Annotated in this window: 12 protein-coding genes; 6 read left to right on the plus strand and 6 right to left on the minus strand. The window is 63.2% G+C overall.

Annotated features, from left to right (window positions below):
- Window positions 1-125: 125 nt before the first annotated feature.
- Window positions 126-1,325 carry a M20 aminoacylase family protein gene (locus tag F0185_RS12205; RefSeq protein WP_167224741.1) on the minus strand — a complete coding sequence of 400 codons (1,200 nt, stop codon included), beginning with the start codon at window positions 1,323-1,325 and terminating at the stop codon, window positions 126-128.
- A 152-nt stretch (window positions 1,326-1,477) separates the two neighbouring features.
- Here F0185_RS12205 and F0185_RS12210 point away from each other — a divergent pair, with 152 nt between their 5' ends.
- The 4 genes from F0185_RS12210 to F0185_RS12225 all read left to right on the plus strand — a co-directional run bounded on the left by F0185_RS12210 (window position 1,478) and on the right by F0185_RS12225 (window position 8,347).
- Window positions 1,478-3,550, plus strand: a complete 2,073-nt coding sequence (locus F0185_RS12210) for a molybdopterin-containing oxidoreductase family protein (RefSeq protein ID WP_167224743.1) — start codon at window positions 1,478-1,480, stop codon at window positions 3,548-3,550.
- A gap of 19 nt (window positions 3,551-3,569) precedes the next feature.
- A complete protein-coding gene (locus F0185_RS12215; protein WP_167224745.1) occupies window positions 3,570-4,628 on the plus strand; it encodes an aminopeptidase in 1,059 nt (352 codons plus the stop codon).
- Window positions 4,629-4,864: 236 nt separating this feature from the next.
- On the plus strand, window positions 4,865-6,547 hold the full coding sequence (locus tag F0185_RS12220) for a long-chain fatty acid--CoA ligase (RefSeq protein WP_167224747.1): 1,683 nt from the start codon (window positions 4,865-4,867) through the stop codon (window positions 6,545-6,547).
- A gap of 111 nt (window positions 6,548-6,658) precedes the next feature.
- Window positions 6,659-8,347 (plus strand): long-chain fatty acid--CoA ligase, encoded by a 1,689-nt coding sequence (locus tag F0185_RS12225; protein ID WP_166897267.1) that lies wholly within the window; start codon window positions 6,659-6,661, stop codon window positions 8,345-8,347.
- Window positions 8,348-8,395: 48 nt separating this feature from the next.
- On the opposite strand, the gene F0185_RS12230 is transcribed toward F0185_RS12225, so the two are convergent.
- Window positions 8,396-9,961, minus strand: coding sequence for an alkaline phosphatase D family protein (locus F0185_RS12230; protein ID WP_167224749.1), 1,566 nt, complete (start codon window positions 9,959-9,961; stop codon window positions 8,396-8,398).
- On the minus strand, window positions 9,962-10,423 hold the full coding sequence (locus tag F0185_RS12235; protein WP_167224751.1) for an acyl-CoA thioesterase: 462 nt from the start codon (window positions 10,421-10,423) through the stop codon (window positions 9,962-9,964).
- A gap of 62 nt (window positions 10,424-10,485) precedes the next feature.
- Between F0185_RS12235 and F0185_RS12240 the strand changes: the two genes are divergently transcribed.
- Window positions 10,486-12,324, plus strand: a complete 1,839-nt coding sequence (locus tag F0185_RS12240; RefSeq protein ID WP_167224753.1) for an ABCB family ABC transporter ATP-binding protein/permease — start codon at window positions 10,486-10,488, stop codon at window positions 12,322-12,324.
- Window positions 12,325-12,358: 34 nt separating this feature from the next.
- Here F0185_RS12240 and F0185_RS12245 read toward each other — a convergent pair whose 3' ends face one another.
- The 3 genes from F0185_RS12245 to F0185_RS12255 all read right to left on the minus strand — a co-directional run bounded on the left by F0185_RS12245 (window position 12,359) and on the right by F0185_RS12255 (window position 16,170).
- Window positions 12,359-13,399, minus strand: a complete 1,041-nt coding sequence (locus F0185_RS12245) for a type II asparaginase (protein WP_370664011.1) — start codon at window positions 13,397-13,399, stop codon at window positions 12,359-12,361.
- Window positions 13,400-13,465: 66 nt separating this feature from the next.
- Window positions 13,466-14,785, minus strand: coding sequence for a metal-dependent hydrolase family protein (locus tag F0185_RS12250; RefSeq protein ID WP_167224757.1), 1,320 nt, complete (start codon window positions 14,783-14,785; stop codon window positions 13,466-13,468).
- Window positions 14,786-14,910: 125 nt separating this feature from the next.
- The gene (locus tag F0185_RS12255; protein WP_167224759.1) at window positions 14,911-16,170 is read right to left on the minus strand and encodes a dicarboxylate/amino acid:cation symporter; all 1,260 of its coding nucleotides are present in this window, start codon (window positions 16,168-16,170) and stop codon (window positions 14,911-14,913) included.
- A gap of 206 nt (window positions 16,171-16,376) precedes the next feature.
- On the opposite strand from F0185_RS12255, the gene F0185_RS12260 reads away from it, so the two are divergent.
- Window positions 16,377-17,102 (plus strand): amino acid ABC transporter ATP-binding protein, encoded by a 726-nt coding sequence (locus tag F0185_RS12260; protein ID WP_167224761.1) that lies wholly within the window; start codon window positions 16,377-16,379, stop codon window positions 17,100-17,102.
- Window position 17,103: the final 1 nt, after the last annotated feature.

Raw genomic sequence — 17,103 nt, forward strand, 5'->3', positions numbered from 1 at the left:
TACCTGGGACGGTCCATATTTCGCCGCTTTCTCGGCCAATAGCTCGCTATTGGCACTGCGAAATCGTCAAAATCTGGCCTCGCCCAGCTATTTTTTCGCTTCGACTCCCCAAGTCCGACAGGCTGCTAGTCTTTAGCCGGCGCCAGCTGCATTTCGGCCAGCCGCACCCAGTAGCTGGCGCCGATCGGCAACAAGTTATCGTTGAAATCGTAGCTGGCGTTGTGCAACTGGCATGGCCCCAGCCCGTGACCGCCGGCGCGATGGTCGCCTTCGCCATTGCCGATGAACACATAGCACCCCGGCTTTTCCTGCAGCATGAAGGCGAAATCCTCCGCCCCCATGGTCGGCTCGGTATTCGCATTGACCATGTCATGCCCCACCACGGCCGTCATCGCCTCGACCGCAAAGGCCGTTTCGCGCGCATGATTGACCAGCGGTGGATAGTTGCGCTTGAACTGGAAGTCGACCGTGGCATTGAAACCCGCCGCGCAATGCTGCGCCATCTCGCCCATGCGTTGCTCGATCAGGTCCAGCACCGGCGTGGTGAAGGTGCGCACGGTGCCGATCAGCACCGCTTCGTCGGGAATCACATTGGTGGCGCTGCCCGCGTGAATTTGCGTAATCGACAACACCGCCGTATCGAGCGGACTTTTCTCGCGCGACATGATTGTCTGCCACGCCTGGGCGATCTGCACCGCCACCATGACCGGGTCGACCCCGCGATGCGGCTGGGCCGCATGGCAACCCTTGCCCTTGACCACCACGCGGAACTCGTTACTGGACGCCATCATCGGCCCCGCCACCACGCCGAAAGTGCCCATCGGCATGCCCGGCCAGTTGTGCATGCCGTACACGGCATCCATCGGAAACTGCTCGAACAGGCCGTCTTGCATCATGCGCCGCGCGCCAGCGCCGCCTTCTTCGGCCGGCTGGAAAATCAGGTACACGGTGCCGTCGAAATTGCGGTGTTTCGCCAAATGATGCGCCGCGCCCAGCAGCATGGCCGTATGGCCGTCGTGGCCGCAGGCGTGCATCTTGCCCGGATGGCGAGAGGCATGCTCGAAGCTGTTGATTTCTTGCATCGGCAAGGCATCCATGTCGGCCCGCAATCCGATCGCGCGCGTGGAGGTGCCGTTCCGGATGATGCCCACCACGCCCGTCAGGCCCAGGCCGCGCACGATGGGGATGCCCCATTCGGTCAGGCGGGCCGCGACCACGTCGGCGGTGCGGACTTCTTCGTAACACAATTCCGGGTGCGCGTGCAGGTCGCGCCGGATCTGCTCCAGCGCACCCTGGAAGGCGATAATCGGTTCAACAAGGTTCATATCATTCTCCACTCATGCTGGAATGTTAACCCATTTGTGGCAGTTTTGTAGTCCTTCTGGGCATCAGGCTGGCAGACCGGACCTGCTTTTCAACAACAGTCCCGGAATCGTATAAAGTAAGGGTTTCAACACCTGTTTCCCTGGATCTTGCAATGACCACCACCCAAGTGAGGGCCACCTGCCCGCACGACTGTCCCGATACCTGCGCCCTGCTCATCACCGTGGAAGACGGCGTCGCCACCGAAGTCAAAGGCGACCCCGACCATCCGACCACGGCCGGCGTGCTGTGCACCAAGGTCTCGCGCTATGCCGAACGCACCTACCACGCCGAGCGCCTGCTGCATCCCATGCGCAGGATCGGCAACAAGGGCGAGGGCAAGTTCGAGCGCATCAGCTGGGACGAAGCGATCGAGACCATTGCCAGCCGGTTAACAGAAATCGCCGCGCGCGCCCCGCAAGCGATCCTGCCGTACAGTTACGCCGGCACCATGGGCCTGGTGCAGGGCGATTCGATGTCGGCGCGCTTTTTCCACCATCTCGGCGCATCCCTGCTTGACCGCACCATCTGCGCCACGGCCGGCTTTACCGGCTATAAATACACGATTGGCGCCACCATCGGCACCGATGTCGAGCAGTTCCAGGATGCCAAACTGATCATCATCTGGGGTGGCAACCCGATCGCCTCCAACCTGCATTTCTGGATGCGCGCGCAGGAAGCCAAGCGCAAGGGCGCGCGCCTGATCGCGATCGACCCGTATCGCTCCCTGACGGCCGAAAAATGCCACCAGCACATTGCCCTGCTGCCCGGCACGGATGCCGCGCTGGCGCTGGGCCTCATGCATGTGCTGATCCGCGACAATCTGGTCGACGACGATTACATCGCCCGCTATACCCTGGGCTACGAGCAACTGAAAGAACGCGCCGCCGAATGGCCGCCGCAGCGCGTCGCCGACACCTGCGGCATTACGCCCGAGGAAGTCGAAAACCTGGCGCGCGAATACGGCGAGACGTCCCGGCGCGGCGAACCGGTGGCGATCCGCACCAATTACGGCGTGCAACGCGTACGCGGCGGCGGCATGGCTGTGCGCAACATCACCTGCCTGCCGGCCCTGGTCGGCGCCTGGCGCCATGCGGCCGGTGGGGTCCAGTTGTCGTTGTCGGGCTCGTTCCCGGTCAACAAGCAAAAGCTGCAGCGCCCGGACTTGCTCAAGCAGCCGGTACGCACCATCAACATGACCACCATCGGCGACGATTTGCTGCGCGACACATCAAGCGAATTCGGCCCCAAGATCGAGGCCGTGATCGTCTACAACGCCAACCCGCTGGCGATCGCCCCCGATTCCGACAAGGTCATGCGCGGCTTTGCGCGCGACGACCTGTTTACCGTCGTGCTCGAACATTTCCAGACCGACAGCGCCGACTATGCCGACATCTTGCTTCCCGCCACCACCCAGCTGGAACACGTGGACGCCCACAGCACCTATGGCCACCTGTACATGATGGCCAACAATGCCGCCATCGCGCCGCTGGGCGAAGCCAAGCCCAACACGGAAATCTTCCGCTTGCTGGCCGCGCGCATGGGTTTCGACGACCCGTGCTTCCAGGAAACCGACGACCAACTGGCCGCGCAATCGTTCGATGCCAGCCATCCGCGCGCGATTCATTTCGACTGGGAATCGCTCAAGCGCAAGGGCTGGCAAAAACTGGCGATGCCGGCCGCGCCCTTTGCCGAAGGCGGTTTCCCCACGCCATCGGGCAAGTGCGAATTCTATTCGGCCAGCATGCTCGCCGACGGCCTCGACCCGCTGCCGGCGCATATTCCGCCCTACGAATCGGTGGCGAGCAACCCGGTGCTGGCGGCAACATATCCGCTGGCCATGATTTCCCCGCCGGCGCGCAATTTCCTGAACTCGACGTTTGTCAACGTGACCAGCCTGCGCGCGACCGAAGGCGAACCGCATCTCGACATCCATCCCGACGACAGCGCCGCGCGCGGCATCGAGCATGGCCAGATGGTGCGCATTTTCAACGACCGCGGCGCCTTTGTCGCCAAGGCGCGGGTCACGCCGAAAGCGCGCGCCGGGCTGGTGGTGGGCCTGTCGGTATGGTGGAAGAAACTCGCCAGCGACGGCAAGAACGCCAATGAAGTGACCAGCCAGCGCCTGACCGACATGGGCCGCGCGCCGACCTTTTACGATACGCTGGTGCAGGTGGAAAAGGTGTAAAACCCAAAGGGGGTGCGCGATGAAACTCAGCAGACGGGCCCGCAACGGCCTGATGGCAGGCACGGCGGCATTGCTGCTGGCAAGTTGTTCCAGCCTGAATTATTACCGCCAGGCGGCCCAGGGCCAGCTGACCCTGCTGTCCGACGCGCGCTCCATCGACGACTGGCTGAACGACCAGGCCACCGACGCCAAGCTGCGCGTGCGCCTGGCCACGGCGCGCCAGATCCGCACCTTCGCCGTCAAGGAACTGGGCCTGCCCGACAACAACAGCTACAAGAATTACGCGGCCCTGAGCCGGCCGTTTGTGCTGTGGAACGTGGTGGCCGCGCCGGAACTGTCCTTGAAACCGATCCAGTGGTGCTTCCCGGTGGCCGGCTGCGTCACCTACCGCGGCTACTACAGCAAGGAAGACGCCACCGAGTACGCGCGTGTGCTGCGCGAGGAAGGCAACGATGTCTCGGTCGGCGGCGTGCCGGCGTATTCCACCCTGGGCTGGTTCAACGATCCGCTCATTTCCACCTTCATCCACTATCCCGACGCCGAACTGGCGCGCCTGATATTCCACGAGTTGTCGCACCAGGTGGTCTACGTGGCGGGCGACTCGCAATTTAACGAATCCTTCGCCAGCGCGGTGGAAGAGGCCGGCGTCGAACGCTGGCTCAGCGGTTACGGTAACGAAACCATGCGCGCGAACTACCTCGCCATCTCGGCGCGCAAGAAACAATTCCTCTCCCTGCTGCTGGGCTGCCGCGATGCGCTCGACAAAGCCTACGCGTCCAAAGCCAGCGTGGCCGAAAAACGCGCCAGCAAAGCCCGCCTGTTCCAGAAGTTGCAGGACGATTACCAGCTGCTCAAGGCGAGCTGGGGCGGTTATGCCGGCTACGACCGCTTTTTCGCCGAGCCGCTCTCGAACGCCCACCTGGCCTCGATCGCCACCTACAACGATTTCATCCCGGCCTTCCGCGCCCTGCTGGCGCGCGAAAAAACTTTTCCGCGTTTCTACGCCGCCGCCAAGGCCTTGGCCGAACTCGACCGCGACGAGCGCCACCGCCGCCTGAAAGCGCTGGCCGGCGCCTGAACAAACGCCGGCAATTTTTCGCCATACCAATGGGTGTTGCGGCACCGCACCAAAAGGTGCGTGCATCAAGCCTGTCTGAAATACCAGCAAAAGCGCTTGCATCGAAGCGCATCGCCCGATAGCATCACAGACAGCGTAATAAAGCGCACGCTCGGTTTATTTTCTTGAGTGCAAAAAATACTGGTCGGCAATGTGCGCCGAACCCACATAACGATAATATTGAGACTGAGGCACATATGGACAAGATTTGGCTGAAATCCTATCCCGCGAACGTCCCTGCGGAGATCGATCCCGACCAGTACGGCTCGCTGGTGCAATTGCTCGAAGAGTCCTTCAAGAAATTTGCGACCCGCAACGCCTACGTCTGCATGGACAAATTCCTCACCTATGCCGAGCTCGACCAGTATTCGAAACGCATGGCGGCCTGGCTCCAGAGCCGCGGCCTTTCCAAGGGCGCGCGCGTGGCCGTGATGATGCCCAATGTGCTGCAATATCCGATCGCCATCGCCGCCATCCTGCGCGCCGGCTACACCGTGGTCAACGTCAACCCGCTGTATACGCCGCGCGAACTGGAGCACCAGCTCACCGATTCCGGCAGCGAAGCGATTATCGTCCTGGAAAATTTTGCCCACACCCTCGAACAAGTCCTCGCCAAAACGCCGGTCAAGCACATCGTGGTGGCCAGCATGGGCGAGCTGCTCGGTGGCCTCAAAGGCGCGATCGTCAATTTTGTCGTGCGCAACGTCAAGAAAATGGTGCCCGCCTTTTCGCTGCCCAACGCCGTGCGCTTCAAGGACGTGCTGGCGCAGGGCGAAAAGATGACGTTTAACCCGGTCAAGGCGAGCGCCACCGATGTCGCCTTCCTGCAGTACACGGGCGGCACCACGGGCGTATCGAAAGGTGCGACGCTGACCCACCGCAACGTGATCGCCAACGTCCTGCAAAGCGAAGCCTGGTCGCAGCCGGCGCTGATCAAGGCGCCCGTGGTCGAGCAGGTGGTGATCGTGTGCGCGCTGCCGCTGTACCATATCTTTGCACTGACCTGCTGCGCCATGTGGGGCATGCGCGTGGGCGCCCTGAATATCATGATTCCCAATCCGCGCGATATCGGCGGCTTTATCAAGGAACTGTGCAAATACAAGATCAACATGCTGCCGGCGGTCAATACCCTGTATAACGCGCTGCTCAACCATCCCGATTTCGCCAAGGTCGATTTCTCGGGCCTGAAGATTTCCAACGGCGGCGGCATGGCGACCCAGCAGGCCGTCAACGACAAATGGAAAAAGGCGACCGGCACCTGCATCATCGAAGGCTACGGCCTGTCCGAAACGTCGCCGGTGGCCACCTGCAACCGTTCCGACCTGACCGAATTCACGGGCCACATCGGCATGCCGGTGCCGTCGACCGACGTTGCGATCCTCGACGACGACGGCAAGCCGGTGGCGCTGGGCCAGTCGGGCGAAATCGCGATCCGCGGCCCGCAGGTCATGGCCGGCTACTGGAACCGTCCGGACGAAACGGCCAAGGTCATGACGGCCGACGGCTTCTTCAAATCGGGCGACGTCGGCATCATGGACGAGCACGGCTTCGTAAAAATCGTGGACCGTAAAAAGGATATGATCCTGGTTTCCGGCTTTAACGTGTACCCGAACGAACTCGAAGAAGTCATCGCCAAGCACCCGGGCGTGCTCGAATGCGCCTGCGTCGGCGTGCCGGACGAGCATTCGGGCGAAGCGGTCAAGGTGTTCGTGGTGCGTAAAGACCCGACCCTGACGGTCGAACAATTGATGGCTTACTGCAAGCAGGAATTTACCGGCTATAAAAAGCCGAAGTACATCGAATTCCGCAGCGAGCTCCCGAAAACCAACGTCGGCAAGATCCTGCGCCGCGTGCTGCGCGACGAAAAGCCGGCGGCGTAAGCGCTGCCGGCCGTATCGCATCAGGTAACAACGCATTCGCTGATTTAAGCGGCACGACCGCCTGCGGGCGGTCTTTTGCATTCACAGTCATAGATAACAGACGAGGCATAGATGGACAAGTTTTGGCTTAAGTCGTACCAGGAAGGCGTGCCTGCGGAAATCGATTACACGCAATACCGCTCGCTCACCCACCTGCTGGAAGAAGCGTTCCGCAAGTACGCCGACCGCAAGGCCTACGTTTGCATGGACAAGTCCATCACCTACGCGGAACTGGACCGCATGTCGGCGCAGATGGGCGCCTGGCTGCAAAGCCGCGGCCTGAAACCCGGCGCGCGCGTGGCCATCATGCTGCCCAATGTGCTGCAATATCCGGTGGCCATGGCCGCCGTGCTGCGCGCCGGCTACGTGATCGTCAACGTCAACCCGCTCTACACCCCGCGCGAGCTGCAGCACCAGATGATCGACTCGGGCGCCGAAGCCATCGTGGTGCTGGAAAACTTTGCCCACACGGTGCAGGAAGTGCTGGCCAAGACCCAGGTCAAGCACGTCATCATGGCCACCATGGGCGACCTGCTCGGTCCCCTGAAAGGCATGATCGTCAACCTGGTGGTGCGCAAGGTCAAAAAAATGGTGCCGGCGTTTTCGCTGCCGGACGCGGTTCCGTTCAACAAGGTGCTCGCTGAAGGCGCGCGCCTGACGCTCACGCCGGCCACGCTCGGCCACGACGACATCGCCTTCTTGCAGTACACCGGCGGCACCACCGGCGTGTCCAAGGGCGCGGTCCTGCTGCACAAGAACGTGATCGCCAACGTGCTGCAGAACGAAGCCTGGCTGCAGCCGACCCTCGACACCCTGCCCAAGAACCAGCAACTGCAATTCGTGTGCGCGCTGCCGCTGTACCATATCTACTCGCTCACCGTGTGCTCGCTCATGTCCACCCGCCTGGGCGGCATGAACCTGCTCATTCCGAACCCGCGCGACATGCCGGGCTTCGTCAAGGAGTTGAGCAAATACCGCATCAACGTGTTCCCGGCGGTTAATACCCTGTACAACGGCCTGCTCAACAACGCCGAATTCGCCAAGCTCGATTTTTCCAGCTACAAGGTGTGCAACGGCGGCGGCATGTCGGTGCAGCAGTCGGTGGCGGACCGCTGGCTCAAGCTGACCGGCACCCCGATCATCGAAGGCTACGGCATGTCCGAAACGTCCCCGGTGGCCACCGCCAACCGCTGCGACATCAAGGAATTCACCGGCTCGATCGGCCTGCCGTATCCGTCCACCGACATCGCCATCCTCGACGACAACGGCAATCACGTGCCGCTCGGCGAGCGCGGCGAAATCGGCATCCGCGGCCCGCAGGTCATGGCCGGCTACTGGAAGCGCGACGACGAAACCGCCAAGTCGATGACCGCCGACGGTTTCTTCAAGACCGGCGACATCGGCATCATGGATGAACGTGGGTACACCAAGATCGTCGACCGCAAGAAAGACATGATTCTGGTCTCGGGCTTTAACGTCTATCCGAACGAAATCGAGAGCGTGATCTCGTCGCATCCGGGCGTGCTCGAATGCGCGTGCATCGGCGTGCCGGACCATAATTCGGGCGAAGCGGTCAAGCTGTTCGTGGTTCGCAAGGACCCGAACCTGACGGCGGAAGACCTGCTCGAATTCTGCAAGGAGCAGCTCACGGCCTACAAAAAGCCGAAGTACATCGAGTTCCGCACCGATCTTCCGAAAACCAACGTCGGCAAGATCCTGCGCCGCGAACTGCGCGACCCGGCGCCGGTCGTCACGGCTTGATCCCGGCGGGAGCCGCTAGCAGCCGACGATCCCAAGTCCGGCAGTCTGCTAGACTTGGCGCGCTCCCGCTTTACCGTTGGCCACTTCAAAGCTCGCCAGCGTCGCCTTGCCCGACTGCGCATTGCGCACATCGTCCAGCCCGACGAACACCGTCGTGGTCTTGTCAGGCGTCACATCCATCAGCATGAACCCGCGCTTGTCGCTGCGCCCGTATTTGGTATGCGGGTTCATCTCCAGATACTGCAAGGTGCGCGCCTGCGGCCGTGAGCCCGACGTCACCGAGGTCCCGCAAAACTCGGTCGCAATGACCGGATTGCGCTTGGACGACGGCCGGTTGAAGTCACCCAGCAAGTCCGACGCATAAAACGTGTGCACATCGCCCGCCAGCACCACCGGATTGGCCGCGCCGCTCTTGCCCAGCGCCTCGAACAGCCGCTGGCGCGCCACCGGATAGCCATCCCACCCATCATTCCAGAAGCGCCCGTCGGTGGGCTTGAGCACCGGCACCTGGCTCGATTGCGCCATCGGCGTTTGCTGCGCGATCAGGTTCCAGCGCGCCTTCGACGAAGTGAACCCCTCGGCCAGCCACGTCTCCTGCGCGCGCCCCAGCATCGAGCGGCCCGGGTCGCGCAGCGCCGCGCAGGCGCGCGTGACCGAGCTCGAACCGCCCCGTCGCGCCGGCGCGCAAGCATGCGTGGCGCGGTACTGGCGGTCGTCGAGCACATGAAAGCGCGCCAGCCGTCCCCAGTCGTAGCGCTGGTACATGCGCATGCCGGCGTAGTCGCCCGGCCGCGCCAGCACCAGCCGCAGCGGCATATGCTCATAAAACGCCTGGTACGCCGCCGCGCGCCGCAGCGCAAAGCCGGCATCGAGCCGTTCGTCGCGCTCGCCCGCGTAATCGTTGGCCACCTCGTGGTCGTCCCAGGTCACGATCCACGGCGCCGCCAGGTGCGCACCCTGCAAATCGGGGTCGCTCTTGTACTGGGCGTAGCGCGCGCGGTACTCGGCCAGCGAAAACGATTCGGCCGTGCGCACGGCCGAAGCAGGGTGCGCCAACTGGTACGGCCCCCACTCATATATATAGTCGCCCAAAAACGCCACCAGGTCGGGCGCGGCGGCGGCGATGTGGCGGTGCGCGGCGTAGCTGCCGAATTCCCAGTGCTGGCACGAGGCCACCGCCAGCTTGAGCGCGGCCGGCATGGAATCTGTCGCCGGCGCGGTGCGCGTGCGTCCGGCCGGGCTGACCGCGTCGCCCAGCATGAAGCGATACCAGTACCAGCGCGCCGGTTCCAGTCCGCGCACGTCCACATGCACGCTGTGCGCCAGCGCCGGCAGCGCGCTGGTCGTGCCCCTGGCCGCGATGCGGGTGAACGCCTGGTCGTGCGCCACTTCCCAGCGCACCGAAAAGGCGACCGGCGGCGTGGCCGCGGCGTTCAAGGGATCGTTCAGGATGCGCGTCCACAGCACCACCGAGTCGGGCAGGGGAGAGCCGGAGGCCACCCCCAGGCTGAAAGGATAATCCGTGCCGGGCGCGCGCGCGTGGGCACCCGGAAGGGCGATGCCGCCGGCGGCCAGCGCCGCGTACCGGAGGAAGTGGCGGCGCGGCCGGTCCACTTAACGGTCTTGCGGGAAGATCAACTCATCGAGCGCCGGCACCTTGCGCGGCTTGCGGTCGTCGCCCGTGGCGACATAGGTCAAGGTGGCCTCGGTCACCTTGACGGTGTTGGCCTGCAGGCGGTTACGCTCGGCGTAGACTTCCACGTAAACCGTGATCGAGGTATTCCCCACCTTGGTGATATCGGCATAAAAAGACAGCAGATCGCCGACGAACACTGGGTTTTTGAAGACGAACGAGTTCACCGCGACGGTGGCCACGCGCCCGTTGGCGCGCCGGGTGGCCGGCAGCGAGCCGGCGATATCGACCTGCGCCATGATCCAGCCGCCGAACACATCGCCGTAGACGTTAGCGTCGGACGGCGCGGGCATGACCCGCAGCTCGGGCATTTTGCCGGCTGGGAGTCCTCGGGGGGCGGGAGCGGAGGCAGGAGCAGGTACGGCGTTTTCTGGCGTGGTCATCGTAAAATCTCTTGAAAGGCTACAATCGACCGGAATTGAACCACAAATCCCCGAGCTCCGCCATGCGCCGTAATTCTTCCCCTCCGCCTCCCGTCGACCCGAACGCCCCGCCCCGCAGCGACTGGGGCACCTTGAAGACCCTGATTCCCTACCTGTGGGTATACAAATGGCGCGTCATGGCGGCGCTGGGCTGCCTGATCGCGGCCAAGCTGGCCAACGTTGGCGTGCCGCTGGTGATGAAAAACCTGATCGACCAGCTGACCATCAATCCATCGAACCCGAAGGCGCTGCTGGTGCTGCCGCTCGGCGCGCTGGTCGCCTACGGCCTGCTGCGCCTGTCGACCACGGTCTTCACCGAGCTGCGCGAATTCTTGTTCGCGCGCGTGACGCAACGCGCCGTGCGCACCATCGCGCTGCGCGTGTTCCGCCACCTGCACGCGCTGTCGCTGCGCTTTCACCTGAACCGCCAGACCGGCGGCATGACGCGCGATATCGAGCGCGGCACGCGCGGCGTCAGCTCGCTCATCTCGTACACCCTGTTTAACATCTTGCCGACCCTGGTCGAGATTACGCTGGTGCTGGGCTATCTGGTCACCCACTACGACATCTGGTTCAGCGCCATTACCGGCGTGGCGCTGGTGACCTACATTGCGTTTACCGTCATCGTGACCGACTGGCGCACCCACTTCCGGCGCACCATGAACGACCTCGATTCCAAGGCCAACACCAAGGCCATCGACTCGCTGATCAACTACGAAACCGTCAAATACTTCGGCAACGAAGACTACGAAGCGGCGCGCTACGACGAAGGCTTGAAAAACTACGAGAACGCCGGCGTCAAGTCACAGACCTCGCTGTCGGTCCTGAACACCGGGCAATCGCTGATCATCGCCACCGCCGTCACCCTGATTCTGTGGCGCGCGACCGAAGGCGTGATCGCCGGCACCATGACCCTGGGCGACCTGGTGCTGGTGAACTCCTTCATGATCCAGCTCTACATCCCGCTCAACTTCCTGGGCGTGATCTACCGCGAAATCAAGCAAAGCCTGGCCGACATGGAGCGCCTGTTCTCGCTGCTGGACCAGAACCGCGAAGTGGCCGACAGCAAGGACGCCAAAGCGCTCGTCACCCACGGCGCCCAGGTCGCGTTCTCGAACGTGAACTTCAGCTACGAATCGAAGCGCCAGATTTTGTTCGACGTCGATTTCACGATTGCGGCCGGCACCACCACCGCCGTGGTGGGCCACAGCGGCTCCGGCAAGTCGACCTTGTCGCGCCTGTTGTTCCGCTTTTATGACGTCAACAGCGGTGCGATTACCATCGACGGCCAGGACCTGCGCAACGTCACCCAGGAGTCGCTGCGCCGGGCGATCGGCATCGTGCCGCAGGATACGGTGCTGTTCAACGACACCATCGAATACAACATCGCCTACGGCAAGCCGGGAGCGAGCAAGGACGACATCGTCGCCGCCGCGCGCGCCGCCTCCATCCACGACTTCATCGAATCGCTGCCGGACGGTTACGCCACCATGGTGGGCGAACGGGGACTCAAACTGTCGGGCGGCGAAAAGCAGCGCGTGGCCATTGCGCGCACCCTGCTCAAGGACCCGGCGATTTTGATTTTCGACGAAGCCACCTCCGCCCTCGACTCCAAGGCCGAACAGGCGATCCAGGCGCAGTTGAAGGAAATCGCAAAGAACCGCACCACCCTGGTGATCGCGCACCGCCTCTCGACGGTGGCCGACGCCGAGCAGATTCTGGTGCTCGATCACGGACGCATCGTGGAACGGGGAACGCATTATGCGCTGTTGGCGGCGAACGGCTTGTACGCCCAGATGTGGGAACGGCAGCAGGCCAAGCAGGAAGAGGAAGAGGCGGAGTCGCCGCTCGACGTGGAATAACCAGGTGGGCACGTCGTGCCCACCCTTGAACCAGTTAGTAGGTGTAGAACATGCGCTGGATTTCCTTGGTGCTGTTGGTTTTGGTCAGCGCCAGCATCAGCAGGATGCGCGCCTTTTGCGCATTGAGCGTATCGGCGGCCACGAAGTCCAGCTGATCGTCATTGGCTTCGCCGTTGCGCGCCAAAATGCCCTGTCCCACGCGGCTGGCGCGCACGATGATCGCGCCCTTGGCGCGCGCCGCTTTCAACGACGGCACCACTTTGCCGGCCAGGCTGCCGTCGCCCACGCCAGCGTGGATGATGCCCTTCGCGCCGGCCGCCATAAAGGCGTCCACCGCCACCGGATTCATGTTCGCATAACCGTACACGATGTCGACCTGCGGCAGCGACGTCAGCGCGCCGATATCGAACTCGGTCTCGGTCGTGTGCTTGCGCACCGACTGGCGATAGAAGAAAGGCTTGCTGCCCTGGATGTAGCCGAGCAGGCCCAGTTCCGGCGTGCGGAAAGAGTCCAGGGTCGAGGTATTGACCTTGGTGACATCGCGCGCGGACTGGATCTGGTCGTTCATCGCCACCAGCACGCCCTTGCCGACCGCTTCCGGGCTGGCGGCCAGCATCACCGAGTTATACAGGTTGATCGGGCCGTCGGCCGACAGCGCGGTCGATGGACGCATCGCCCCGACCAGCACCACCGGTTTGCGGCTCTTGACCACCAGGTTGAGGAAGTACGCGGTTTCTTCCAGCGTGTCGGTGCCGTGCGTGATGACGACGCCATCGACGTTGTTCTGCGCCAGCAGCACGTTGACGCGCTTGGCCAGCGTGAGCCAATGCTCGTTGCTCATGTTCTCGCTGGCGATCTGGAACACCTGCTCGCCGGTGACGTTGGCCACCTTGGACAGTTCCGGCACCGCCTTGATCAGGTTTTGCACGCCCACCGTGGCGGCTGTGTAGCCGACCGTGGTGGTGCTGCTCGCGCCGGTGCCGGCGATGGTGCCGCCGGTGGCCAGGATGGTCACGTTGGCCAGCTTGGGCGCGGCGCTTTCGGCCTGCACCGCACTGCTCACCGCCACCAGCATGGCGAACAGGGCGATCATCGATCGGGTGGTTTTTTGATACAACATGGGTTCTCCTTGGATTGATGTTTATGGTTGTTTGTAGACGACGCCGTCTTTCATCACAAAGCGCACCTGCTGCAGGAGCGCGATGTCGCGCAGCGGGTCGCCGGCAACGGCGATGATGTCGGCCGCATAGCCCGGTTCCACGGAACCGAGGCGGGTGCCTTGGTCGAGCAGGGCGGCGGCGTTCAGGGTGGCCGCGCGGATCGCTTCGAGCGGCGCCATGCCCGCTTCGACCATGTAGGCGAATTCCTTCGCGTTCTCGCCGTGCGGGAACACGCCGGCATCGGTGCCGAAGGCGATCTTCACGCCGGCCTTGTAGGCGCGCGCGAAGGTGGCCTGGATCTGCGGGCCGATGGCGGCCGCTTTCGGGCGCACCAGCGGCGAATAGTAATCCGGGTCCCTGGCCTTGTCGGCCACGTAGCGGCCGGCCGACATGGTCGGCACATACCAGGCGCCGTGCTTCTTGAACAGGGCGATGGTGTCGTCGTCCATGATGGTGCCGTGTTCGATCGAGTCGATCCCGGCGCGCAGCGCGCGCTTGATGCCTTCGGTGCCGTGCGCGTGTGCCGCGACCCGGAAGCCGTAATCTTTGGCGGTGCTGACGATGGCGCGCAGCTCGTCCTCGGTGTACTGGGCGTTCTGGCCGTTGCGGGCCTGGCTCAACACACCGCCGGTGGCGGTGACCTTGATCAGGTCCGCGCCTTCCTTGTAGCGGGCACGCACCGCTTCGCGCGCGCCTTCGGCGCTATTGACCACGCCTTCGTTCGGTCCCGGCGTGCCCAGTGCATGGCTCAAGCGCTGCGAAAAATTATTGGTCGGATCGGCGTGCCCGCCGGTGGTCGCGATCGATTTCCCCGACGTGAACATGCGCGGGCCGGGAATGCTGCCGGCCGCAATGGCGCGCTTGAGCGAGACGTTCAGGCCATCGCTCGCGCCCAGGTCGCGCACGGTGGTAAAACCGGCTTTGAGGGTGCGTTCGGCGAAGACGACGGAGCGGTAGGCATGGTCGGCGGGATTGAGGCTGATGGCGTCGCGCAGGGCGTCGGCCTGCTTCTGGGTTTCGCCGGTCAGGTGCACGTGCATGTCGATCAGGCCGGGCAGGCAGGAGTGGGCCGACAGGTCGACGCGGCCCGCTGTCGGGTTAGCGTCCGCGTTCGCGCCCGCGCCCGCGCCCGCGCTCATCGGCCCGACCGACTTGATGACGCCATCCTCGATGACGATGCTCACCTTGTCGCGCCAGGCGCCGGTTTTGACATCGAGCAGGCGTCCGCAATCGACGGTCTGGGTGGCGGCTTGCGCACTACCGCAAGCGAGCAAAATACCGATGGCGGACAGCTTGAGCATTGCGGGTCTCCCGAGAAAAATGATGGCAAAAGAGCATACATGAATTCGATATGCAGAAGTGCGGCCAAGGCCCAAAAGCAAAGGGCGGAAAAGCTGTGCTTTTCCGCCCCCGGGCATGCGTGTATTTATTTGAGCGGCGAAGTAGCCGGTTCGACCGCGCCAGGGTCGCTCAATTCACCCTCCCACTTGGCCACGACCGCCGTGGCGATGGCATTGCCGATCACGTTGGTGGCCGAACGCGCCATGTCGAGGAAGTGGTCGATACCGAGCAGCAGCAGCAGGCCTGCTTCAGGAATGTTGAACTGGCCCAGGGTGGCGGCGATCACCACCAGCGAGGCGCGCGGCACGCCGGCCATGCCCTTGGAGGTGAGCATCAGCACCAGCATCATGGTCAGCTGGGTCGACAGCGACATCTCGATGCCATAAGCCTGGGCGATGAATACGGTGGCGAAGGTACAGTACATCATCGAGCCATCGAGGTTGAACGAATAACCGATCGGCAGCACAAACGCGGCGATACGGTTGCGCACACCGAAGCGCTCCAGGCCTTCCAGCGTTTTTGGAAACGCCGCTTCCGACGACGCGGTGGAAAATGCCAGGATGGTCGGCTCGCGCACTTCGCGAAGCAGCGCAAACACGCGCGGTCCCAGGAACAGGAAGCCGGCAATCGTCAGCGCCACCCACAACACGCCGATGGCGATGTAGAACTCGCCCATGAAAATGCCGTAGGTCGACAGGATGCCGATGCCGCTCTTGGCGATGATGCCCGAAACCGCCGCCAGCACCGCGATCGGGGCCAGGTTCATCACATAGCCGGTCACCTTGAGCATGACGTGGGCAACGCCGTCGATGGCTTCGATCATCGGATTGGCGCGCGCGCCGACCGCCGCGGCGGCGGTGCCGAAGAACAGCGAGAAGATCACGATCTGCAGGATTTCGTTCTTGGCCATGCCGTCCACGATCGACGACGGCACCAGGTGGGTGACGAATTCCTTCAGCGTCAGGCTGCTGGTGACGATGCCCGACACCGCGCCGGCCGGCGGCAGGTGAGCCACCATGGCGTCGCCGGGGCGGAACAGGTTGACCAGGATCAGGCCGAGCGAAAGCGACATGATCGAGGCCAGCACGAACCAGCCCAGCGCCTTGGCGCCGATGCGGCCGACTTCCTTGGCGTCGCCCATCTTGGCGATGCCGACCACCAGGGTCGAAAACACCAGCGGCGCGATGATCATTTTAATCAGGCGCAGGAACAGCGTGGTTACCAGCGACATGTATTCGGCGAAGGCGGCCGGGTTCGGCGCGCTGACATTGATGGCATACCCGAGCACCACCCCGAGCACGAGGGCCAGAAGGATGTAGAGGGTGAGGCGGTTTTTCTGGTTCATGGGCTGTGCGTCCTGTATTTGGGTCGATTCGGTGGCGTCAGGGACAGCGGAAAGCCGGTTTCCCTGCATTCTCGGGCAAAATAGCGTTATTTTGTGAGCGAACCAGCCAGTTATGTGATGATTTTCTTGGCAAGTTCCGCAGTATCCTAGGGGCCGCAGGTGCTGTCAAGCTCGCACCTTCTCTATCAGAACAGACGAAAAACAACATGATCGAACTAAAAAATGTCAGTAAGTGGTATGGCCAGTTCCAGGTGCTGGCCGACTGCACGACCGAGGTGGGCAAGGGCGACGTGGTGGTTATCTGCGGTCCGTCCGGCTCCGGCAAGTCGACCCTGATCAAGACCGTCAACGGGCTCGAACCGTTTCAGCAAGGCGAAGTACGGGTCGACGGCGTCTCGGTGGGCGACAAAAAGACCGACCTGTCGGCCCTGCGCGCGCGCATCGGCATGGTGTTCCAGAATTTCGAGCTGTTCCCGCACCTGTCGGTACGCGAAAACCTGACGCTCGGCCAGACCCGGGTGCTCGGGCGCAGCCTGGAAGAAGCCACCGCCAAGGGCTTGCAGTACCTGGACCGGGTGGGCCTCCTGGCGCAGCAGGATAAATACCCCAGCCAGTTATCGGGCGGGCAGCAGCAGCGCGTGGCGATCGCGCGCGCACTGTCGATGGACCCGATCGCCATGCTGTTCGACGAGCCCACCTCCGCGCTCGACCCGGAAATGATCAACGAAGTGCTCGATGTGATGGTCGGCCTGGCGCAGGAAGGCATGACGATGATGGTCGTCACCCACGAAATGGGCTTTGCGCGCAAGGTCGCCGGGCGCATTTTGTTCATGGACCACGGCCGCATCGTCGAAGACAGCCCGACCCAGGAATTCTTCACGGCGCCGCGCTCCGAGCGGGCGCGCGAGTTTTTGGCCCGGATCATTCACTAAG

Origin of the sequence: Massilia rubra, assembly GCF_011682065.1 — a bacterium.
Lineage (GTDB): Bacteria > Pseudomonadota > Gammaproteobacteria > Burkholderiales > Burkholderiaceae_D > Telluria_A > Telluria_A rubra.